Here is a 22,976-nt window from a genome sequence, read left to right on the forward strand (position 1 = left end):
CAGTTATCATTTTACATACCACAAATAAGGGGGTAACCTTGCCTCCCTAAAAAGTACAGCTGAATGGACATTCACTTATCGTCCATAATCGCAGTGGCCTTGCACAAAGAGCCACTTTAAAGCACATACGTAAGGTGTATTTAACGTGACACACAAAAAACATAATATTAAAACAATACTGACCTTTATTATCCCATCCCTGATTGGTCTGTTACTGTTTATGACGCCTATCAGTATTGATGGCGCTATCACCATTCCGATTGCGATCATTTCTAAAGCGCTACAATCTGGAATGGGCAGTTCTATTCAGCTAATTGTTGCGGGTATTGTCGTATTGATGGCGATAGCCTCTTTACTGACACGTATTGTTAACCCCCAGTTTGTTCGCAAAAATCACTTTTTACGCACCTTACTTAAAGTTAATTTATTTTGGTTAGCGACGCGTATATTGGGCGCCATATTTATTGTGATGGTGTATTTGCAAGTGGGTCCTGAAATGATCACTTCTTCAGCGACTGGCGGCCTAGTACTCAACGATTTAGTGCCTGTTTTATTTTCGGTGTTTATTTTTGCGGGCATGTTGTTACCGCTATTGTTAAATTTCGGCTTGCTTGAGTTTTTTGGCACTTTACTCACTAAAGTGATGCGTCCGATTTTTAACTTGCCAGGTCGAAGCGCTATCGATTGTATGGCGTCTTGGTTAGGTGACGGCAGCGTCGGCATTTTAATGACCAATAAACAGTATGAAACGCGTTTTTATACTGAAAGAGAAGCTGCGGTTATAGGCACGACCTTCTCTGCGGTATCGATCACCTTCAGCCTAGTGGTGATTTCACAAGTTAAGCTTGAGCACTTGTTTGTGCCTTTTTACCTTACCGTCTGTTTAGCCGGTATTGTTGCCGCGGTTATCGTGCCTAAATTACCACCATTGTCGTGGAAGAAAGACACCTATATCGACAATACCCCACGTCATGAAGATGACGAAAGCGTGCCAGAAAACCACGGGGTATTCTCTTGGGGTTTTGAACAAGCTATGCAACGGGCTTCTACTGCTGGTGGCGTAAAGCATGTATTAGTTGAAGGGATTAAAAACGTTGTCGACATGATATTTGGCGTCATCCCCGTCGTAATGGCAATTGGTACTGTGGCACTCGTACTTGCAGAGCACACACCAATCTTTAACTACCTGGGTATGCCTTTTATTCCTTTGCTAGAGCTACTGCAAATACCGGAAGCCAACGAAGCTTCAAAGACAATTGTCGTTGGTTTTGCGGATATGTTTATCCCTTCTATCCTAGCCAGTTCAATAGAATCTGATTTAACCCGCTTTGTGATTGCGGCGTTATCTGTGACTCAGTTAATTTACATGAGCGAAGTCGGTGCACTCTTAATCGGCAGTAAAATCCCGGTTAACTTTTTTGAGCTATTTGTTATCTTTATCCTGCGTACTTTGGTTACACTGCCAATTATCGCGCTAATGGGTCATTTACTCATCTAAAGTAATACTGGCCATATTTGTGACCCATCCCATAAGGAGCGCAATGCGCTCCTTTTTTTAGCTTAAAAACCCAGCGAAAAAATTGAAAATCGAGTATGCTTAAACAATAACAATAGACTCAATGGTTGCGGACTGTATCCCGTTGCCACTCAATGCATTAAGGGTAACCCATGGACGACAGACGTAAGTTTTCTCGCATTTTATTTGCTGCTAGTGCTCATATAGAGCAAACAGAACAAACTTGGCGTACAAAAATTTTAGACTTGAGCCTTAATGGGGCTTTAGTGGAATTACCGTCAGGTTATACCGGACAACTTAATACCATTGTGACCTTGGCATTTGTGCTGCCAGACTCCGATATTGAGCTGCAAATGCAAGCGGCAATCGTTCATAAAACCCCAGAACATCTCGGGCTCAAATGTGTTCATATCGACGTTGAAAGTATCAGCCATTTACGCCGCATTATTGAATTGAATATGGGTGATGCAGAGCTATTGGACCGAGAACTTAATTCACTCGTAACCCCAACGCCGTAGCAACGTATACAGCTTTAGCACTAAAAAAATGGCAAACCAATCTGGTTTGCCATTTTTGTTTCAATTGCTCTGCCGACTCATAGCATTAATTAATCAATTCAAGTAACTCGTGGATCGTTTTAACCGGAGTAATTTTAGCCCCCAAGCCTTCCATCGATTTATGGTAATTACGAAATGGAATGAAAATCTCAGTAAAACCATGTTGCGCAGCTTCTTTCACTCTGGGCACGCCACTGTCAATAGGCCTAACATCGCCATTTAAACTCAGCTCCCCCATAATGCAGGTGGTTCGAGGGATAACAAAATCGTTTAAACTGCTGAGTAACGCCGTGACTAATGCCAAGTCGATGCAGGTTTCAGACTCATCGATTTTCAAACCACCCACGATATTAAAAAAAGTATCATGGAAAATTTTGGTCTTGGTGTGTTTACGCAAAATACCCGTTAACATTTTAATCCGGTTCATATTCAATCCCACACACACACGCTGTGGAAACTCAGACTCGGTCTCGGTGGTTAAGCATTGAATCTCTAGTAATAAATTACGATTACCTTTACGAATACAGGTAATGGTTGAACCTGGCGATTCAGTGGTTGAGCCTGACAAAAATATTTCACTCGGATTATCGACACTGAGCATACCGCGTTCGCTCATGCGGAAAATGCCCACAGTATCTACGTCGCCAAAACGGTTTTTGTTCGCTCTTAAGGTACGAATTTGACCGTCATTGGTATCGATGTGCAATAACGAATCAACAATGTGCACCAAGGTTTGTGGCCCGGCGATTTCGTTATTTTTATTCACATGAGCAATAATGAACATGGTGACGTTATTTTTTTTACAATATTGCGTAAATGCTTGAGCAGCAGTTTTAACTTGCGAAGGTGAGCCAGGGCTGCCATTGGCGTTTTCAGTAACCACGGCTTGAATCGAGTCAATAACCGCAAACTTAATTTGCTTCGCTTCTAATTCTTCAATGATGGATTCAACACTGGTTTCAGACAATAAGTATAAATTATCTTCGTTATAGTTAAGCTTTAAACGATTGACGCGGTTTTTAAACTGAGACAATGATTCTTCAGCGGTACAATATAACGATGCGGTAGACTGAGACATGCGTGCGACGAGATCTGACAATAAAGTCGTTTTACCTGCGCCAGGATCACCTGAAATAATATTCACAGAGCCAGTAGTGAGTCCACCACTCAATACTCTGTCTAACTCGCCAATTCCCGTGAGCCTTTTTTCGGCTTCAACAGACTCAACCTCATTAAGCTTTTTAGCACCGCCGCCAGCAGCGCCAGCATAACCTAATACAGCAGGACGAGACGCCGCCGTTTTAGCGCTAGAGAGACGGACTTCAACCAAGGTATTCCAGGCTCCACAACGACACTGTCCCTGCCAACGCGGATAATCCATGCCACAATCGTCACATACAAATGCCATTTTTGGAGCTTTAGCCATGCTATTTCCTACCATTTTCTCAATAAAAATCGGTTATCGGTGTTATTTGTACCAAAAGCACTCATGTTAGCGCTAATGCTGGGATCGATGTGAATGACCGAACTAGTGCGAGTACGCTTGTAACCGACACTCAATAAACCGATAAGGACAAAATTGATTTATTGATTCAACACATACAAGTGAACATAGACAAACGCGAGGATGACTGGTTAAATAAGTTAATAAAATGAGATAAATAACAACGATATTAATCTTGAACCTTGCCAATTATTACAATCTTGTTCACACTGATTGTTAATTAGCGGTAAATACACTCTGCTAATTAATTCACAGCCTCACCATATTAACGTACCTATAATGGATTGGTAATGAATAATTATGGTTAATATCATAAAGAACAGCACTTTCTAGCCGATAAAACATCAGCCAGACTCACAATAAGCCCAATAAAACGATAATATAAATGAGTTTAGATAATCACAGTGCATTAATTGAACAACTTAAGCCGCTAATAATGGAACCTGATTTTCAGGATATTTTTGAGCAGCTTACCGTTGATGAATCAAATTCCACCCGTTTTCTATTGAAAATGGAGCTTAACCGTATTTCATCACAATGCACCCGAGTTATCGATTTACGTGACAAAACTGAACTCCCCTGCGAAGAAGTCGTCATCGCTAATCAGCGACATTTTCTTGATGAGCCCGCAAAAGAATCGTTACTCAACACTCTTCCGTTATACCGTAATAAATACACGCTTGGGGTTTACGAACACGTCGTTAAAGCGCATAAACTGCGACGCTTAAAACTGAGAAATATCTTGCCAGAAGAGGCTACAAGCGAAGTCAATCCTTACCTTGTACCTGGTGTAGTCCTTGGTAGCTATTTTAATCGCTGTGAAGAGCGAATGAATTACAGTATCCGCATCTCAGTGACTCAGCCTGGCTTAAGTGAAATCAATGGCGTAACCCTCGATTTGTCTGTCGGCGGTGCCCGGATAAAATTGCCATTAAAGCATCATTTAGATCAAGATAAGCCGATTAAACTCAAATTACTCGAACTGAATGAAGAGTTTTTTGTTGATGAGATTCAACATGGCGTTGATTATCAAATTGTCGACATCCAAAATAAAGACGGTAACGCCATTTTGAGGCTTAAACGCCTAGGTGATGGAAAAGCACTCGACAAAGTAATCACTATGGTGATTCGCAGTTATAAGTTCCGCTATAAAGTCGATGTAAACGATGTCATCGTTACGGCTACGGGTTTAGGCTATGAGCGCCATTATTTACCTTTATTAACTCATTTACCCTTATATGTCAGTATGAAGGAAGAAGTACCGCACATTACTTATGAGTTGCTAGGGCGTGGTAATCAACCCATACAACATTACTTTCAAGATGAAAATGAAGTCAGCCAATTACCGAGTTTAATCAATACTCGACGTTTGACTCAGGTGCTTAAAAACACGGCTGACAGCGACCATAATCTGTTTTTTAGCTTTACGCATAATGTTCAAGGTAAATTACATTACTATTCGGCGACATTAGCTGAGTTAAAAGCCACTAAAAATCTTAACTTATTTCTTGGGTTTGCCTCTTCGAAAGCCAGCTGGCGGGTATTTAAATTAATCGCTCAACCCATTGATCATAATAAAAACTATAAAACCTCAACCCTCCCAGGTGATGATGCTCGTTATAACGCCTTAACCGAGCAGCAACTGGCACAATTTAGCCATACTTTACAACTGATTGATTTGACCAGTGAAGAAGCACGTAGAGATTATCAAAGCTGGTTTAATAAAGCAGATGCCAATGGGTTAAAAATTTTTGCTCAAGCAAAGGTCAAAAATCACAGTATCAAAAAAGTATCGATGCCTTTTAGCGAGCGACGCCATGAAGCCCGTTTTGCTTTTAAAACCTCAGTGACAGTCCAGCAAGGTGATAAAAAAGCCACCGGGATTACTCACGATATCTCGAGCCGTGGTTTACAAGTGATTTTAGAGCAAGCTCTAGACTTTACAGAACCGGCTCAAGTGACATTATCTTTCCCGCGGCTCCAGGCTGCTGCCGGTAAAACCAATTTATCTAACTTACCTTATCAATTAATACGCAGCCGTATGAACGGCCTCACGTTGCATTTAAGTGCATTGATTGGCCATGCACCTCATGAAGGTGTTGAGTTTTTAAATAAGTTGATTGCACATAACAAACAAAAACTCGAACAATTATCAGACAATGAAGGACAGTTAAAAGAACTGGCAGACGGATTAAAAAATCTGTTCATGCGCCAATTACCAGGTGTGCCTTATTTTATTGAAAAAACAGTGAAATCAGCGCAAATGGCCTATATAGGCATTGGTACTACTACAGATGAAATTAGCCATTTATTTGCCCAAGACACAGACCAGGTACTGCTGTATAACCTAATGCCATTATTGGATAATAATGTCTTAAAACAGCAAATTATTGATCCGATTAAAGCAATGAAAGCCAGTCACGACATGGACTTTTTTGAAGTGTTTATACAGCTGGTACGCCAGCCTAGAGGGGCGGTGCAAATAAAATGTATACTCAAATCGGAACTGGGTGGCAGAGACAATCAAATACAATTTATTCAACAAAGTAAAAAAGTTGGCCGATTTATGGCACTACGAGTATATCGTGGCGCCACTGATAAGCCCGACATGAGTTATATCCGCCGCGAACTAGAATACATCAACATTCATGCCAATCACCGTGCAAAACAGCTAGAAGAACAGCTTTGGAAAGTCATTGGTGCGGGTGAGTTGCTTGATATTACAGCAGAAGTAGAAATACGTTACCCTGGTATTGTGGCCACTAACGCTTAACTGTTAACAAGCCTTATAAAGCTAAATACCACTGTTTAATCGTGACGAAATGATCTTGTTCAGCTTGTTTATTGGTTAACATTCCTGCGTGGTCATAATCAAATAAATTTCCTTGCGCTTTAGACAACAAAGTATATTTCACTTGCTTAAAGCCACACTCGGCAATCATATCGCGCACATCAGATGGATTACCTAATACTCGATCGTTTTTACCCGCGATAAACCAGCTTGTTGGCCACTGGGTTTGCATTGCCGCGCTAGCATAATCAAAGTTATCATCGTGATCGACCCAGTCACCTCTCACCCAATCAATGGTTTGTAATAATGAAGCCCGGCTTTCGTTATCCATACCGACTCGTAGACGGTTTGCGTCTAAATAACCGGTTCTAGCAACAAAAAAAGGCGCCAAACGATTCCATAAAAAATCGACCATAAGCCACTTTTTTAGTGATTTCACTCTAATCGTTCGTTTTGAACCAAATGTTAACAGCGATGCGACACTCGTTTGTAAATCGGTAAAGCGGGCTAAACTACTGGCCATTAATACTCCGCCCCAAGAATGAGCGCACCAATGCACTTGAGACACTAATGGGTGACGTTGCAAAATGAACTGATGCACTAACGGGAGTTGTTCTCGAATAACCTCTCCTTGGCCCAAAGCAAAATCACGTTGAATTTTAGGTAAACTTAATCCGCGTCCTGCTGTGTCCATCACATAAACATCAAAGCCTGCTTTCGCTAAAAAACATGCCAGTCCGCGACCTGAATCACTATAAAACACGCGGCCGTTAGACATTGCACCATGCAGCATTAAAATAGGAGTTGTCGCCCCATGGGGAGACTGAGGATGAATATGCCTTACGTGAAGTTGGCCTTCACGATAAGGAATAAAAAGAGAGTGTTGTTGGATATCAGTGTTCACAATTGGCAGAAATAAAGGTAACCATAAGGCTACGCTATCATTACTGCCAGTAAATACAAATAAACTAGAGTAAAAACTTCATATTAGCGAATTTAGTTATCATTGGTTTACTAAGTTAAAACGATGACATTATGCCGGGCTAGGCTTGTAAGCAAAATACTAGAGCACGTAAATCGAGGCGTTGAATGGCGGCATCGGCTGCGGCAATCAGTTTAGGTTTTGCATGAAAGGCTAAACCTAGATCTGCGGCCTGGATCATCGGAATGTCATTTGCACCATCGCCAATTGCCACGCATTGCCCAGACGCTATTGACCATTTTTGCGCACACTTTGCTATCACGCTGGCTTTGTATTGTGCATCGACCACCACACCCGTCACTTCCCCAAGAAGCTTACCCTCTTGAATGACTAACTCATTAGCATAGGCAGCATCTAAGCCTAGTAAATTCTGTAAATGCCCCACAAAAGGCGTAAATCCACCAGAAGCCACAACCAACTTCCATTGGTGCGATTTAAGCTCCGCAATCATAGATTCAAGCCCTGGCATTAAAGGCAAGGTATCGCATAATTGTTCGATAATCTGGGCATCGGCTCCCGCGAGTTTAGCAACTCGTTGCCTTAAAGACTGTTCAAAGTCTAATTCACCACGCATGGCACTGGCGGTAACGGCAGCCACCTCCTCTCCCGCACCCGCCATTGCAGCAAGCTCATCAATGCATTCGATTTGGATCGCGGTGGAGTCCATGTCCATCACTAACAAACCGCAAAGATTTAAACGGGCTAAGGGTTGTTGTACAAGAACGATTTCTGCGGCTATCTCTTGTGGAAATAAGATAATCAACTCATCTATTGGCGTTTGAGTTGAGAGCTCAAAACCGACCAAGTCATTTTGGCGATCAAGCTTAGCAATATGTGCATCCACAGAGATTAACGCTAACCATGCTCCTATCTGGACTGAACATTGTGACTCAAATATCACCCGACAACGGTATGGCAAATCCGCTTGCAAGCTAAGTGGATAATCGGTCTCTTGATAACGGTATAATACACAGCCGAGATGTTGATATGTCTCACAAGTCTCTGAAAATAACCAATTTAGTAAAACATTATCATGTTGTTGTAGCATCAATACGGCCTCTTAGTATGTTACGACTATCTACTGGCTATTTTTTCGATTAGTATAGCTTTTTGATAATTCTCTGTAATTGGATTACCGCTGAGCATTGCATAGTGCAACAATCAACCCAAATCAGCCTCCAATTAAATAGAAAAAACACTGAGGATTAAAGTGATTTTTGTTAAAGGTCTTAAGAAAAGACAAAAATTCAGTAGGATATTACAAATCGTAATCGCTATCTCGCTGATTTTTGGTCTGATACATTTATGGCAGGCAAGCCTTCGTAACGGTCAAAACTTGCTGAATTCACAAACCAAGGTGATGGCACGTTTATTAGCGCAACAAGCTGCTAATGGCGCAGCACCAGCCATGTATTTGCAAAATGATGAACAACTTCAATGGTTGGCATCTGCGTTAGCCGCTGATCCTAAAGTCATGTCGGTTAACATCTATAATTCACAAGGTGTTAGGCTAGCCTTTGCTCAAAGTGTGTCATTTGAGCATTTAGAGGCCGACTCAGAAGCACTAAAAGGCTTATTGAAGCCCTACCCGCCACTGATTGAAAACGTAATCCAAGACGATAACAATCTTGGCTATGTTGAAGTGCGTTTAAATCTCGATATCTTTTTTGACGAGATCAAAATTTTGCATGAACAAAACATGGAATTACAGCAAATGATGTTAATTGTTGCTGGTTTTATTGGTTTGTTATTGTCTCGAGCACTGTCATTTAAACGAGCAGATTTCGACCGCCGAAAATCGCGGGCTAAATTACGTAAAAAACCCAAGCGAGTGGCGTTAATTTCAGATGCTGAAAACGTTGCAGAAAATGCGGACAATAAAGATAAAGATAAAGATAAATCTTAATTCGATTAAATAGCAATAAAAAGGGGCACTCATTGAGTGCCCCTTTTTGATTATTACGATGTTGATTACAGTGTTAATGCTGCATCTAAAGTCATAACAATCATGTCATTGAACGTAGTTTGACGCTCATCTGATGTTGTTTTCTCACCAGTACGGATATGGTCAGATACAGTTACAACACATAATGCTTTAGCGCCTAACTCATGTGCTACACCATATAAACCAGCAGCTTCCATTTCGACACCTAGTATGCCCATTTTCTCCATCACATCAAACATTTGTGGATCTGGTGTGTAGAAAAGGTCAGCAGAGAACACGTTACCAACACGGATGTTAGTGCCATGCACTTTTGCAGAATCAACAACCGCACTTAATAGGCTGTAGTCCGCAATAGCAGCAAAATCGTTATCTTTAAAACGTAAACGGTTCACGCGTGAATCAGTACAAGCACCCATACCGATAATGACATCACGTACTTTTACGTCTGTGCTGATTGCACCACAAGTACCTACACGGATTAAGTTTTTAACACCGTAGTCTTTGATAAGTTCATGTGCATAGATTGAACAAGATGGGATACCCATACCAGAACCCATAACAGAAATGCGCTTACCTTTATAAGTACCAGTAAAACCTAGCATGTTACGTACGTCAGTCACTTGCTCAACACTTTCTAAAAATGTTTCTGCAATGTATTTGGCACGTAATGGATCGCCTGGGAAAAGCACTGTTTCAGCAAAAGCACCTTCTACAGCATTAATATGTGGTGTAGCCATGTTATAACCCCTATGTTTCTATTTTATTTGGTGTTGCTTAATAATGTATACAGTTTAGCAAAGACATTAAACTTTATATAGAACCGTCGTTTGAAAATGTGACTAATTAATAAAAGATTTACCATAGTCCATCGGTTCAAGCTTAAAATAGCTTGCGATAGACTGGCCAATATCAGCAAAAGACTGACGACGGCCTAATGAGCCTGCGGGTAAACCAGCACCATAAGCCAATACAGGTACACGTTCACGAGTATGCTCAGTACCTACCCAGGTTGGATCACAACCGTGATCCGCAGTAAACACCACAAGATCGTCTGGTTGTAAAATGGCAAATAATTCTGGTAAACGAGAATCGAAATACTCTAATGCTTTAGCATAACCAGCAGTATCACGGCGATGACCATAATGAGAGTCAAAATCAACGAAGTTGGTGAATACAATAGTCTTATCACCTGCACGTTTAATTTGCGTTAACGTTTCGTCAAATAACTCTTCGAGACCTGTCGCTTTAAATTGTTGAGTAATACCACTATGGGCATAAATATCAGCAATTTTACCGATACTCACGACTTCGCCACCGGCGTCTTTCATTTTATCAAGTACCGTTGGCGCGGGTGGTAACACAGCATAATCGTGACGATTACCCGTGCGAGCAAAATCAGCAGGACCTGTGCCAACAAATGGGCGAGCAATAACACGACCAATGTTATAAGGCTCAAGTTCTTCGCGAGCAATTTTGCATAAGTTGTAGAGGTTTTCTACGCCAAATGACTCTTCATGACACGCAATTTGGAATACTGAGTCAGCAGAGGTGTAGAAAATAGGCTTACCAGACTTCATGTGCTCTTCACCCAACTCTTCAAGAATTTGAGTACCTGAGGCATGACAGTTACCTAAAAAACCGTCTAAACCAGCACGTTTTAGAATTTTATCAGTCAACTCTTTCGGGAAAGAGTTGGTTAAGTCACTGAAGTAACCCCATTCATACAGAACAGGTACACCCGCCATTTCCCAGTGACCACTTGGCGTATCTTTACCAGAACTGAGCTCATCAGCGTGGCCATAGGCTCCAATCACTTCAACATCTGCGTTAAAGCCGTCAGCAAATTTACCCGTGCTTTCAAAACCTGCATGGCCTAAACCTAACTTCGCAAGGTTAGGCAGTGTTAACGGACCTTTACGGCCGATGTCAGCTTTGCCTTGAGCACACGCTTGTGCAATATGACCAAAAGTATCAGAGCCAACATCGCCAAACTTATCAGCATCAGTCGCAGCGCCTAGGCCAAAAGAGTCTAGCATTAAGATAAAAGTACGTTTCATTGTGTTTTCCTTTATAAATCTGAAGCGCGGATATAGCGATATATTTCTGGCGTCTTCTCAGGCGCACTATCACTCACCACAATGGCCTGCTGAACTGCTGCTGCAGCTTCGGCGAAGGCATCTTCAGATTGAGCATGGATCATGGCTAACGGAACATCTTTGTTAACTTCTTGACCCAATGCGCAAACTTGAGTTAATCCGACACTGTAATCGAGTGCATCACCCGGTTTACGACGTCCGCCACCTAACGTGACAACGGCTAAACCAAGTTCGCGGGTATCCATTTTGTAAGCAAAGCCGGAAGTATTGGCATAAACAGGGCGAATAATTTTTGCATGAGGTAAATATTTATCATACGCCTCAACAAAGTCAGTAGGACCGCCTAAACCTGAGACCATTTTAGCAAATGCCTCGGCCGCTTTACCATTGTCTAATACAGTATTTAGTTTATTACGAGCTTCGGCTTCATTCTGTGCAATACCGCCCAAAACAAGCATTTCTGCACACAAACCCATTGTTACCGCATAAAGGCGCGGATTACGGTATTGACCTGTTAAAAACTGAATCGCTTCACGGACTTCAACAGCATTCCCCGCACAAGAAGCCAATACCTGGTTCATGTCAGTCAATAATGCAGTTGTTTTAGTACCTGCACCATTAGCCACTGCAGTAATGCTACGGGCTAACTCTTCTGATGCCTCATAAGTCGGCATAAATGCGCCACTACCTACTTTAACGTCCATCGCGAGGACATCTAAGCCAGCAGCTAACTTTTTAGATAAAATAGAAGCGGTAATTAACGAGATAGATTCAACAGTGGCGGTATTGTCACGAATTGAATAAAAACGCTTATCAGCAGGCACTAAATCACCTGTTTGGCCAATAATGGCCACGCCAGCTTCTTTGACGACTTTACGGAATAATTCACTTGAGGGTTCAGTTTGATAACCAGGGATCGCATCAAATTTATCTAGCGTACCACCGGTATGGCCTAAACCTCGGCCAGAAATCATCGGAACATAACCACCACAAGCAGCAGCCATAGGGCCAAGCATAAGACTGATGACATCACCAACACCACCGGTGCTGTGTTTATCAATAATTGGTCCATTAACTCGTAATGAATCCCAATTTAATACCGTACCTGAATCGCGCATTGCGGCAGTAAGCGCAATACGTTCATCCATATTCATATCTTTGAAGTATACCGCCATACCAAAAGCAGCAATTTGCCCTTCTGATACAGTGTTGTGAGTTATGCCGTCGACAAAAAATTGAATTTCAGCGGTGCTTAACGCATCGCCATTGCGTTTTTTACGGATAATTTCTTGAGCAAGAAACATAATACGTCCCCCGGTAGGCAATCCAACACCTTTAGGATCGCCATTAAATTCTGGAATGCCATCGGTTGATGGCGTCTTTGCACGACACTCTTTGTGTCATGCAAAGCGAAGGTATTTGCTCGTTAAGCCAATCACTTAATGAGCAAATTGTGCTTAATAACCTGAAGTTGCTTTTGGCGCTTCGGTCAATTCAAGCGTATGCAATAAACTATTTAATAGGCTTGAGGCACCAAAACGGAATGTTTGAGGTGTTACCCAATCGTCGCCTAAAATACGTGCCGCTAAATCTAAAAACTCAGCTGTTTGAGCTGCATCACGAACGCCGCCAGCAGGCTTAAAACCGATGTTACGGTTTTTCTCACTGATGACAGTCAACATAATTTCAGCCGCTTCTAACGTCGCATTAACAGGCACTTTACCCGTTGAGGTTTTGATGAAATCAGCACCGGCATCGATTGAGATTTCAGACGCTTTACGGATTAGCGCAGGGTCTTTTAACTCGCCAGACTCGATAATCACTTTAAGAATGGCATCTTCACCGCACTCTTCTTTACAGGCTTTAACGAGTTCGAAACCAACAGTTTCGTTGCCTTCCATTAATGCACGATATGGAAACACTACATCAACTTCGTCAGCACCGTAAGCAACAGCTGCACGGGTTTCCAATACTGCGATAGCAATATCGTCATTACCATGTGGGAAGTTTGTTACTGTGGCGATTTTGATGTCTTCACAATCAAGTTCGTTTAGTGTTTTACGTGCAATTGGAATAAAACGAGGATAAATACAGATGGCTGCAGTATTGCCCGCTGAAGATTTGGCTTTGTGGCATAAGTCGATCACTTTTTGGTCGGTATCATCATCATTTAACGTGGTTAAATCCATTAATGAAATGCCAAGTTGCGCCGCTTTTTTTAAATCAGTCATAATTGCTCTCCGAAACGAAAAATCAAAGTCGATAAATTTTGTTCAGGCAACACTATAGCTGGCTATATAATTAAAATAATGGCCGGGCCTTCAGTATTGCCAGTAAATACAGGTGCTATTTACTAACCTAAGTATTCAATCTGATAACGAGTACCACGACTTGAATCCTTGAAGACCGGAAAAGATAAAACAAAGACAGTTGTTTCAACCATTCCGCGAAAAATCCATTTTAGCGCGCGAAAATAAAACTTTGTAGAGTACAAACCTTTATATAAAACTACGATACTTAGACAATAATTTTAGATAAAAATTTCAGTAGTTGAGATGTTTTTCATTTTATTTTTTAAAATTTGGAGCCGCTATAAGCGGCTCCAATATAACTAACTCGCTAGCAACTAGATTTTGTAAGTTGCAGTAAGGAAGTGAGTCCAACCAGTTGTATCTAAACCACCCCAGTTTGCATTCTTAAATGCACCGTCATTTAAGCCGTATGCATGATAGAAATACTTACCGCCATAGCCTAGTGCGAAACGGTCTGTATGGTAGTAAAGACCAAAGAATACAGCGCCACCATGTTCGGTATTGTTATACTTTCCATCTACAAAATTAGTACCAGAAATCTTCTCATCCATATCAAACTGGTAATCGACATAACCCTGGAACGAAAGGAAGCTCTTATCATCAAAGAAAACAAATGGCTTAAACCAGTTAGCAGAGAACTGGTAACCGTTCCAATCTTTACGATTAATGTCATAAGTAGCGAAAAGGTTCATCCCTGTTTTACCTAACCAAGGTACATTAACGTCAGCGCCAAGACCCCAGAAAGACATGTTAACGTCGCCTTGAGTATAAGCCTCAAGGCTTCCACTGAAATCTTGAGTATTTGCAGTGTAAGTACCAGTTGTTCCACCACCGCCCCAGTTGAATAAAGTCGAGAAGTAAACTTCTTGTACTGGGCCGAAAGACAAATCAGTACCAGTGATCGCGTCAAGAGAGAAGCGAGGAGCTAACTTCATGAACATTTTACTAGCGTTATTGGTTTTATCACCTGAATCGCTGTTAGCTAAGTTGAATACGTCGACATAACCGTATAAATCAACGAAACCTGAGCGGCCGCCAAATTCCATTTCTAAGTAGTTATGTGTAGCTTCATCTTTGTTCGCAATTGGATGCTCATCAATCGCATACATAATGTTAAACTGCATCCACTTATAGTCAGCAGCATGAATATCACCAGTTTGCTCAGCAGCTGAAGCAGTAAATGCTGTACCAGCTAAAGCTAGAGTACCTGCTAATGCTAAAGTATTTAATTTTTTCATCATCAACCCCATGTATATTATTAAACTATCTTCTTGGATAGCACTTCTTTTTAATTCACTCGTATTTTACCGTTAATGATACAAATCTCAACATTAAATCGATAAAAAACGAATACAAAATTCTTTTTTGTGAACAATGTCGCGACTTTATGTCTACATATTGCTAACAAATTAACAAGCTGAACACTGACTAGAGGCTTTAACGCATCCTCTTTCGCAGTATTCGATAAGCCTATAACTTCGCATCGGAAATGGTGGATTAACACAAAAATCAATAACAACGTTCTTACAAACTGGGCCTTTAACATTGACTCACTAAAGACCCAGTGATTGAGGTTTTACCCTCGAGATTAACTCTTAACTTAGATAGCTAAGAATAGACCGGCTAATGTCGCGCTCATTAAGTTAGCTAATGAACCAGCGATAACAGCACGGATACCTAATCTTGCAAGGTCATGGCGACGTGAAGGAGCCATAGCACCTAAACCACCAAGTAGAATTGCAATAGAAGATAAGTTAGCGAATCCACACAATGCGAAAGAGATAATGGCTTTCGTACGGTCTGTCATCACAGCTTGAGTTGCTTCAACCAAGATACCACCATCAGCAACATCTTTTAGATAAGGAGCAAAGTTCAAGTATGCAACGAATTCGTTTACAACAATCTTTTGACCGATGAAAGAACCCGCAACTAATGCTTCGTTCCAAGGTACACCGATTAAGAATGCTAAAGGCATGAAGATATAACCAAGGATAAGTTCTAGAGTAATACCCTCTAAACCAAACCAACCTGTTACACCACCAATGATACCGTTGATCATAGCGATTAAGCCTACGAATGCGATCAACATTGCACCAACGTTAATGGCTAAACTCATACCTGAAGAAGCACCACCTGCAGCAGCGTCAAGGACGTTAGCTGGCTTATCTGGGTCTTCTGGTAGGTTTTCCATTTCGTTAATAGCTGTTTCTGTTTCAGGGTGCATCAGTTTAGCCATTAATAGACCACCTGGTGCCGCCATGAATGACGCAGCAACTAAGTATTCAATTGGAACACCCATTTGCGCATAACCGGCTAATACAGAACCTGCGATAGAAGCAAGACCACCCACCATGATGGCGAATAGTTCAGATTGAGTCATTGTCGCAATAAATGGACGAACAACTAAAGGCGCTTCAGTTTGGCCAACGAAGATGTTAGCGGTAGCAGACATAGATTCAGTACGACTTGTACCTAATGCTTTTTGTAAAGCACCACCGATAATACGGATAATCCACTGCATGATGCCTAAATAGTAAAGCACTGCAATTAAAGAAGAGAAGAATACAATGACTGGTAATACGTTAATGGCGAAAATAAAACCAACTTTGAAGTTAGCTAAATCACCAAATAAGAAGCTAATACCTGCTTGTGCATAACTAATCACACTTGATACTGCGTCTGAAACACCTTTCAGAATATCTTTACCGATTGGAACATATAATACGAAACCCGCGAAGAATGCTTGAATTGCTAAAGCACCACCAACAGTACGTACGTTAATTGCTTTTTTATTATTTGATAGTAGAAAACCTATCACAAGTAGGGTGACCACCCCTACTAAACTCATTAAAATATCCATTAATCATCACCCTTTTGTTAACAGTTTTTTTGAATGTTGTTAACTCACCTAATTTCCGTTGATGATTATAACTGAGCGTGAAACGAAAAGCGTCGTTTTGATCAACTTTTTAGAGTTTAATTTCAACCTCTTAGGCAAATAAGTGTTTTATTTGCGATTCCGTTTCTAGAAAAAGGATTAAAGCTCAAATAGTTGCAGCGCATTTTTATTCAACTGTTCTAATATACAGACAGTTTCACTTTTCTTTAAAAATGAGATTTCGGACACAATTCTGTTTAAGACAAGTGGGGTGTTGCGCGTATTAGGTTGGTCAAAAGGGCTCATACTGGGTGAGTCTGTTTCCAATAAAAAGTGTTCCAAAGGTAATTCGACCACAGTTTGCCGAAGCTTTTTGGCACTGGGGTTGAGCAATAATCCACCAACCCCTAATTTAAATCCAAGTGCAATGTACCGCTCAGCAATTTGGCGGTTTCCATAAAAGCCATGAACCACACCACCGCGACTCGGCCGTACCCGAGCTAATAGTGTCAGTAACTCTTGATGGGCTTTGACCGAATGTAAAATGACCGGTAATTGATACGTTTGAGCAAGCTGTAATTGTTTTTCGAGTAACAACAATTGCTTATCTGACCAATGATGTAATTTATCTAAACCACACTCTCCAACAGCCACCAAACGCTTATTTTCTCTACATTCCTGCAGTTTTCTATCCAGCAGAAATATTGCACTGTCAATATCATCTGGGACATACCAAGGATGGATACCAAGTGCAAAGTACCATTGATACTTTTCGGCTAACGCCAATTGTTTTTGCCACTGTTCAACAGCGACACCTGGAATGATGGCTGACGAAATGCCATGTTTGCTCATCTCAGAAACGAGCTCGTCTCGGTCATTATCAAACTCAGGCATATCAAGATGTGCATGGGTATCGATCATATATCACCTACTATTTAATATAACTGCCGATAAAATTAGCATAAAAAACACTCTGACGATAAATGCAGTATTAGGTGAACAACAAGGGGGTCAATAATCAAGGGCGTTATGAATGACCAATATTTACGAGCAGAAAGATTTGACATCACACAAACAGGTTAATTGCTGTGATAACGCTAATAAAAACACAATAAAAAAGGTGGCAACGCCACCCTTTTAACATTAAACCAACATAACGATTAACAATTAGTGTTCACGAGTCTTTGCAAACTCTACGTCAGGATAACGTTCCATAGACAGATTCAAGTTGACCATGGTTGGCGCAATATAAGTCAGGTTATCACCGCCATCTAATGCAAGGTTTGGACTACACTTACGACGAAACTCTTCAAGTTTACGTTCGTCTTTGCAATAAACCCAACGTGCGGTACTGACGCTAATCCCTTCGTAAATAGCCTCAACGTTGTATTCACTTTTTAAGCGACCCACTACCACTTCAAACTGCAACACACCGACCGCACCAACAATCAAATCATTGGAATCAATAGGTCTAAACACCTGCACAGCGCCCTCTTCAGACAACTGCACTAAGCCTTTAAGTAACTGCTTTTGTTTTAATGGATCTTTTAAGCGAATTCGGCGGAACATTTCTGGTGCAAAATTAGGTACACCCGTAAAACGAATTTTTTCGCCTTGAGTAAAAGTATCACCAATGCGCATCGTGCCATGGTTATGCAATCCAATAATATCACCAGGGTATGCAGTTTCAGCACGATTACGATCACCCGCCATAAAGGTTAAGGCGTCACTCACGTTTACATCTTTACCAATACGTACATGATGCATTTTCATGCCTTGCTCATACTTACCAGAACAAACACGCATAAAGGCAACACGGTCACGGTGTTTAGGATCCATGTTTGCCTGGATCTTGAAAATAAAACCAGAGAATTTCTCTTCACTTGGCAATACTTTACGAGCATCCGTTTCACGCGGTAATGGCTTAGGAGACCACTCAACGATACCGTCGAGAATATGGTCAACGCCAAAATTACCTAACGCAGTACCGAAATATACAGGCGTTAATTCACCTTTCAAAAATGCTTCTAGATCAAATTCATGTGAAGCACCCGCCACTAATTCCATTTCATCGCGGATTTCTGATGCGTATGAGCCTAGCGCTTTATCTAATTCAGGATTATTCAATCCTTTAATGATGCGCTCTTCTTGGATCGTATGCCCCATACCACTTTGGTACAGAATCACTTCGTCACGCAGAATATGATAAACACCTTTAAACTCTTTACCTGAACCAATCGGCCAAGTAATTGGCGCACAGGCAATTTTTAAAATGTCTTCAACTTCATCCATCAACTCGATTGGATCACGAATATCACGGTCACATTTATTCATGAACGTAACGATAGGCGTATCGCGTAAACGAGTGACTTCCATTAATTTAATCGTTCGATCTTCTACACCTTTGGCAGAATCGATCACCATCAAACAAGAGTCTACAGCGGTTAGTGTACGGTAAGTGTCTTCTGAGAAGTCTTCGTGACCTGGCGTATCAAGTAAGTTGATAAGTGCGCCACCGTAAGGAAATTGCATCACAGAAGTCGTGATAGAGATACCACGATCTTTTTCCATCTCCATCCAGTCAGACTTTGCATGCTGTCCTGACTTTTTACCTTTTACCGTACCGGCTTTTTGTAAAGCCTGTCCGAATAAAAGTACCTTTTCGGTGATGGTGGTTTTACCCGCATCGGGGTGCGAAATGATGGCGAAGGTACGACGCTTGTCGACCTCAACGTTGTTGCCTGACATGTTAACCTTGCACTAGCCGCTAAAAAAGGCGCAAATTATAGCGCCTATCGGCATAATTGGCTAGGCAAACTGATGTTTAGCCTTTGTTAGATAATTCAGCCGCCTGTTGAATGATATTTTTCATCTTTGCCAATTCAATTCTGGCATAACGATGTTCAACAAAATCATAAATATTGGTCGCAAGCGTTAAGCGGTAAAAATTAGCGGCTTGTTGATATTGCCCATTGGCTGCAGCTTGCTTAGCTAAGTAAAAATAAGCTTCGCATAAGCGCTCTGCGTATTCTTTTGGTTGCGACAAGCCCACTTTTGCTGCGGCAAACACTTGCTCTTGGTTAATCTTACCTAAATAAAAGTCAACTAATACACTCGCCCAATCTTCACTTTTTAACTGTTGGCGTTGCAGCGCTAAGTCAGCTAAAGCTTGATTTTTATCGACAGCTGATGACATTAAATACAGCCACAAAACCCGATAACCATCACTCGGATCTCGCGCAAGAAAAGCTTGCATATCTTCAACGGCTAATTGAAAACGTTCACCATAATACAATGCAATACCGCGATTAAGGTAAGCATAGTCATAACCAGGAGAAAGTTCTAACACGCCATCAAACGCTTCATAAGCGCTGTCAAACTCACCTTCTTGGGTGTAATAAATACCTAAGAAATTATAAGCATCGGCTAAATCAGGTTGTAGTTTAATCGCTTGATGAAAATCAATTCGGCCTAACAAGCGCAAACCGACACTGTCGTAGATGACGCCACGGTCATAATGAAAACGTGCACGTTGTTCGTCTGTCAGTTCCATTGTTGCTAAAATTTCATTTAACTTAGCTAATGTGACTTCCATTTTATAATCTGGCATAACCGGTGCGACAATCATTTGCCCAGTGACATTCTCACTCGAGCTTTGCGTAGCAGCACAGCCTGACAACAACATACTTGCACCGACAACAACGGCAATAACTGTGGTGCGTAGTTTACATTCCATCCGCTTGACCTTATCAGGTTTTATTAATATTCAATATCATAGCAATCTGGCCATCTAAGAGCTATGGACTAACAGAGATTATTTCAATAAACATAAAAAAAGGAGATCATATGATCTCCTTTTTTAATCGCTTAACACGCTAAATTACATTACTCAGCGGCTGCTTTGGTTTGTGCTTCTTTAATTGACAATCTTACGCGGCCTTGACGATCCACTTCCATCACTTTAACAGCAACTTCTTGGTTCATTTCAAGGTGGTCAGATACATTAGCTACACGCTCATCACTGATTTGTGAGATGTGAACTAAGCCATCTTTACCTGGAAGAATGTTAACGAATGCACCGAAATCAACGATACGAATCACTTTACCATTGTAAATACGACCGACTTCAACTTCAGCAGTGATTTCTTCAATACGACGGATAGCTTCTTTAGTCGCTTCACCGTTTGAAGAAGCAATCTTCACAGTACCGTCGTCATCTAATTCAATCGTAGTACCGGTTTCTTCAGTAAGAGCACGAATAACTGCGCCGCCTTTACCAATAACATCACGGATTTTTTCTGGATTGATTTTGATAGTCGTAATACGTGGAGCATGTGCAGAGATATCGCCACGGTGTGAACCAATCGCTTGATCCATTACATTTAGAATATGTACGCGAGCGCCATATGCTTGTTGTAATGCGATATCCATAATTTCTTTAGTGATACCTTCAATCTTGATATCCATCTGCAGAGCAGTAATACCATCACGAGTACCAGCAACTTTAAAGTCCATGTCACCTAAATGATCTTCATCACCTAGGATGTCAGAAAGGACAACGAAATCGTCACCTTCTTTAACTAGACCCATTGCAATACCGGCAACAGAAGTCTTGATTGGTACACCAGCATCCATAAGTGCTAATGAAGTACCACAAACAGAAGCCATTGAGCTTGAACCGTTTGATTCAGTAATTTCTGAAACAACACGGATGCTGTACGGGAATTCTTCAGCTGTAGGCATAACGGCATTCATACCACGCCAAGCTAACTTACCGTGACCGATTTCGCGACGCTTAGGTGAACCGACCATGCCAGTTTCACCAACTGAATATGGAGGGAAGTTATAATGAAGCATAAAGCGGTTTGTGCGCTCGCCCATGATGCTATCAATTTTTTGAGCATCACGTTCAGTACCTAAAGTACAGGTTACTAAAGCCTGAGTTTCACCACGAGTAAACAATGAACTGCCGTGAGTACGTGGAAGTACGCCAGCAAGTACGTTTAGTGCGCGGATCATATCAGGTTCACGACCGTCGATACGTGGCTTGCCACTGATAATACGACCACGAACAACTTTCTTCTCAAGGCTACCAAGTAAGTTGTCTACTTCGCGAGTATCAACATCTGGGTTTTCAGCAACTAAAGCCGCTTTTGCAGCAGCTTTAACAATACCGACTTGAACATAACGGTCTTGCTTAACTTCAATTTGATAAGCTTCTGTCATGCCCGCTTCAGCAAGATCTTTAATCTTAGCTACTAACACTTCATCTTGAACTGGTGCAGTCCAATCCCAAGTTGGCTTGCCAGCTTCAGCTTTAAATTCAGCGATGGCATCAACAACAACTTGTTGTTGATCATGTCCGTAAGTTACCGCACCTAACATGATTTCTTCTGCAAGCGCCTTCGCTTCAGATTCAACCATAAGTACAGCAGCTTTAGTACCTGCTACGACTAAGTTAAGTGAGCTAGTTGCAAGCTGTTCTACTGTTGGGTTAAGTACATATTCGTTATTAATATAACCAACACGCGCTGCACCTAGTGGGCCGCTGAAAGGAATACCAGAAATAGCTAACGCAGCTGAAGTACCAATCATCGAAACAATATCTGGCTCGATTTGTGGATCAACAGAAACCACAGTGATGATAACTTGAACTTCGTTTTTAAAACCGTTAGGGAATAAAGGACGGATAGGACGGTCGATAAGACGGGCAATAAGCGTTTCATCTTCAGAAGGACGACCTTCGCGCTTGAAGAAACCGCCTGGGATTTTACCCGCTGCATAGGTTTTTTCTTGATAGTTAACAGTTAGCGGGAAAAAGTCACGGCTTAAATCCGCTACTTTCTTTCCAACTACAGTAACTAATACTGTGGTATCACCCATGCTTGCTAAAACTGCAGCATCTGCTTGACGTGCAATAACACCTGTTTCTAAGGTGACTGTATGTTGACCATACTCAAAACTCTTTACAATTGGATTCACGTGACCCATTCCTTAATTTAATGACCTTTAATTACGCGCACAAGTATACTGCAATTAGCTTGAATAGTTAAATAGACGCGATATCGAGAATGAAAAAAAAGTAAAATAATCATTTTTCTACAACAGAAACCCATATTAATCGCGCTTTTGTTATAAATGATTCAACTTTTGTTACAAATAAGCCATTATAGGTCAATCTTCAATCGGATGACTAATGACAAAAGCAGTCAATTTGACTAGAGTTAACGACAATATCAAGCAATAAAACAGAATAGATAGGTCAGTATCGACCTTAAAAGATACCAATATAGACCTGAGAATATTTCAATATAAAAACAATAAATTATTTGCGTTCACAGCTTACTTTGCTGTGCTAGTTAAACAAAATAGTCACTTACGCGACACGGAATATG

The 22,976-nt window shown here is 41.2% G+C and carries 17 protein-coding genes; 4 read left to right on the forward strand and 13 right to left on the reverse strand.

Annotated elements, in window-relative coordinates:
- The first annotated feature begins 220 nt into the window (after nt 1–220).
- Nucleotides 221–1,498: a YjiH family protein gene (locus tag AC19MX_RS02710; protein WP_432399205.1), complete on the forward strand. Its 1,278-nt coding sequence runs from the start codon at nt 221–223 to the stop codon at nt 1,496–1,498.
- Between the two features lie 170 nt (nt 1,499–1,668).
- The gene (locus AC19MX_RS02715; RefSeq protein WP_432399006.1) at nt 1,669–2,034 is read left to right on the forward strand and encodes a PilZ domain-containing protein; all 366 of its coding nucleotides are present in this window, start codon (nt 1,669–1,671) and stop codon (nt 2,032–2,034) included.
- A gap of 85 nt (nt 2,035–2,119) precedes the next feature.
- Here the strand turns inward: AC19MX_RS02715 and radA are convergent, their stop codons facing one another.
- Nucleotides 2,120–3,499, reverse strand: a complete 1,380-nt coding sequence (gene radA / locus AC19MX_RS02720) for a DNA repair protein RadA (RefSeq protein ID WP_432399008.1) — start codon at nt 3,497–3,499, stop codon at nt 2,120–2,122.
- A 463-nt stretch (nt 3,500–3,962) separates the two neighbouring features.
- Between radA and AC19MX_RS02725 the strand changes: the two genes are divergently transcribed.
- Nucleotides 3,963–6,350, forward strand: coding sequence for a PilZ domain-containing protein (locus AC19MX_RS02725; RefSeq protein WP_432399010.1), 2,388 nt, complete (start codon nt 3,963–3,965; stop codon nt 6,348–6,350).
- 13 nt (nt 6,351–6,363) lie between these two features.
- Here the strand turns inward: AC19MX_RS02725 and AC19MX_RS02730 are convergent, their stop codons facing one another.
- Both AC19MX_RS02730 and serB read right to left on the reverse strand, forming a co-directional pair.
- Nucleotides 6,364–7,272 (reverse strand): alpha/beta fold hydrolase, encoded by a 909-nt coding sequence (locus AC19MX_RS02730; protein ID WP_432399012.1) that lies wholly within the window; start codon nt 7,270–7,272, stop codon nt 6,364–6,366.
- A 139-nt stretch (nt 7,273–7,411) separates the two neighbouring features.
- A complete protein-coding gene (serB, locus tag AC19MX_RS02735) occupies nt 7,412–8,398 on the reverse strand; it encodes a phosphoserine phosphatase SerB (RefSeq protein ID WP_432399013.1) in 987 nt (328 codons plus the stop codon).
- A gap of 162 nt (nt 8,399–8,560) precedes the next feature.
- Between serB and AC19MX_RS02740 the strand changes: the two genes are divergently transcribed.
- Nucleotides 8,561–9,256 (forward strand): AhpA/YtjB family protein, encoded by a 696-nt coding sequence (locus AC19MX_RS02740; RefSeq protein ID WP_432399015.1) that lies wholly within the window; start codon nt 8,561–8,563, stop codon nt 9,254–9,256.
- A 65-nt stretch (nt 9,257–9,321) separates the two neighbouring features.
- Here AC19MX_RS02740 and deoD read toward each other — a convergent pair whose 3' ends face one another.
- The 10 genes from deoD to pnp all read right to left on the reverse strand — a co-directional run bounded on the left by deoD (nt 9,322) and on the right by pnp (nt 22,563).
- Nucleotides 9,322–10,032, reverse strand: a complete 711-nt coding sequence (gene deoD, locus AC19MX_RS02745) for a purine-nucleoside phosphorylase (protein ID WP_432399016.1) — start codon at nt 10,030–10,032, stop codon at nt 9,322–9,324.
- 102 nt (nt 10,033–10,134) lie between these two features.
- A complete protein-coding gene (locus AC19MX_RS02750; RefSeq protein ID WP_432399017.1) occupies nt 10,135–11,352 on the reverse strand; it encodes a phosphopentomutase in 1,218 nt (405 codons plus the stop codon).
- An 11-nt stretch (nt 11,353–11,363) separates the two neighbouring features.
- Nucleotides 11,364–12,695 carry a thymidine phosphorylase gene (gene deoA / locus AC19MX_RS02755; protein WP_432399018.1) on the reverse strand — a complete coding sequence of 444 codons (1,332 nt, stop codon included), beginning with the start codon at nt 12,693–12,695 and terminating at the stop codon, nt 11,364–11,366.
- 153 nt (nt 12,696–12,848) lie between these two features.
- On the reverse strand, nt 12,849–13,622 hold the full coding sequence (deoC, locus tag AC19MX_RS02760; protein ID WP_432399020.1) for a deoxyribose-phosphate aldolase: 774 nt from the start codon (nt 13,620–13,622) through the stop codon (nt 12,849–12,851).
- 395 nt (nt 13,623–14,017) lie between these two features.
- Complete coding sequence (locus tag AC19MX_RS02765) at nt 14,018–14,941, reverse strand: nucleoside-specific channel-forming Tsx family protein (protein ID WP_432399206.1); 924 nt, start codon at nt 14,939–14,941, stop codon at nt 14,018–14,020.
- Between the two features lie 362 nt (nt 14,942–15,303).
- On the reverse strand, nt 15,304–16,563 hold the full coding sequence (locus AC19MX_RS02770; protein ID WP_432399022.1) for a NupC/NupG family nucleoside CNT transporter: 1,260 nt from the start codon (nt 16,561–16,563) through the stop codon (nt 15,304–15,306).
- A gap of 177 nt (nt 16,564–16,740) precedes the next feature.
- The gene (locus AC19MX_RS02775) at nt 16,741–17,502 is read right to left on the reverse strand and encodes a TatD family hydrolase (protein WP_432399024.1); all 762 of its coding nucleotides are present in this window, start codon (nt 17,500–17,502) and stop codon (nt 16,741–16,743) included.
- Between the two features lie 246 nt (nt 17,503–17,748).
- Nucleotides 17,749–19,329: a peptide chain release factor 3 gene (prfC, locus tag AC19MX_RS02780; RefSeq protein ID WP_432399026.1), complete on the reverse strand. Its 1,581-nt coding sequence runs from the start codon at nt 19,327–19,329 to the stop codon at nt 17,749–17,751.
- Nucleotides 19,330–19,405: 76 nt separating this feature from the next.
- A complete protein-coding gene (gene nlpI, locus AC19MX_RS02785; RefSeq protein WP_432399027.1) occupies nt 19,406–20,317 on the reverse strand; it encodes a lipoprotein NlpI in 912 nt (303 codons plus the stop codon).
- Nucleotides 20,318–20,466: 149 nt separating this feature from the next.
- Nucleotides 20,467–22,563, reverse strand: coding sequence for a polyribonucleotide nucleotidyltransferase (gene pnp / locus AC19MX_RS02790; RefSeq protein ID WP_432399028.1), 2,097 nt, complete (start codon nt 22,561–22,563; stop codon nt 20,467–20,469).
- Between the last annotated feature and the right edge of the window lie 413 nt (nt 22,564–22,976).

Source organism: Shewanella sp. MF05956 (genome assembly GCF_059758055.1).

Coding starts and splice junctions, on each gene's coding strand:
- radA (WP_432399008.1), bottom strand. CDS start 3,499: ATGGCTAAAGCTCCAAAAATGGCATTTGTATGTGACGATTGTGGCATG.
- deoD (WP_432399016.1), bottom strand. CDS start 10,032: ATGGCTACACCACATATTAATGCTGTAGAAGGTGCTTTTGCTGAAACA.
- AC19MX_RS02770 (WP_432399022.1), bottom strand. CDS start 16,563: ATGGATATTTTAATGAGTTTAGTAGGGGTGGTCACCCTACTTGTGATA.
- AC19MX_RS02715 (WP_432399006.1), top strand. CDS start 1,669: ATGGACGACAGACGTAAGTTTTCTCGCATTTTATTTGCTGCTAGTGCT.
- AC19MX_RS02710 (WP_432399205.1), top strand. CDS start 221: ATGACGCCTATCAGTATTGATGGCGCTATCACCATTCCGATTGCGATC.
- nlpI (WP_432399027.1), bottom strand. CDS start 20,317: ATGGAATGTAAACTACGCACCACAGTTATTGCCGTTGTTGTCGGTGCA.
- AC19MX_RS02725 (WP_432399010.1), top strand. CDS start 3,963: ATGAGTTTAGATAATCACAGTGCATTAATTGAACAACTTAAGCCGCTA.
- serB (WP_432399013.1), bottom strand. CDS start 8,398: ATGCTACAACAACATGATAATGTTTTACTAAATTGGTTATTTTCAGAG.
- deoA (WP_432399018.1), bottom strand. CDS start 12,695: ATGTTTCTTGCTCAAGAAATTATCCGTAAAAAACGCAATGGCGATGCG.
- AC19MX_RS02765 (WP_432399206.1), bottom strand. CDS start 14,941: ATGAAAAAATTAAATACTTTAGCATTAGCAGGTACTCTAGCTTTAGCT.
- deoC (WP_432399020.1), bottom strand. CDS start 13,622: ATGACTGATTTAAAAAAAGCGGCGCAACTTGGCATTTCATTAATGGAT.
- AC19MX_RS02775 (WP_432399024.1), bottom strand. CDS start 17,502: ATGATCGATACCCATGCACATCTTGATATGCCTGAGTTTGATAATGAC.
- prfC (WP_432399026.1), bottom strand. CDS start 19,329: ATGTCAGGCAACAACGTTGAGGTCGACAAGCGTCGTACCTTCGCCATC.
- AC19MX_RS02750 (WP_432399017.1), bottom strand. CDS start 11,352: ATGAAACGTACTTTTATCTTAATGCTAGACTCTTTTGGCCTAGGCGCT.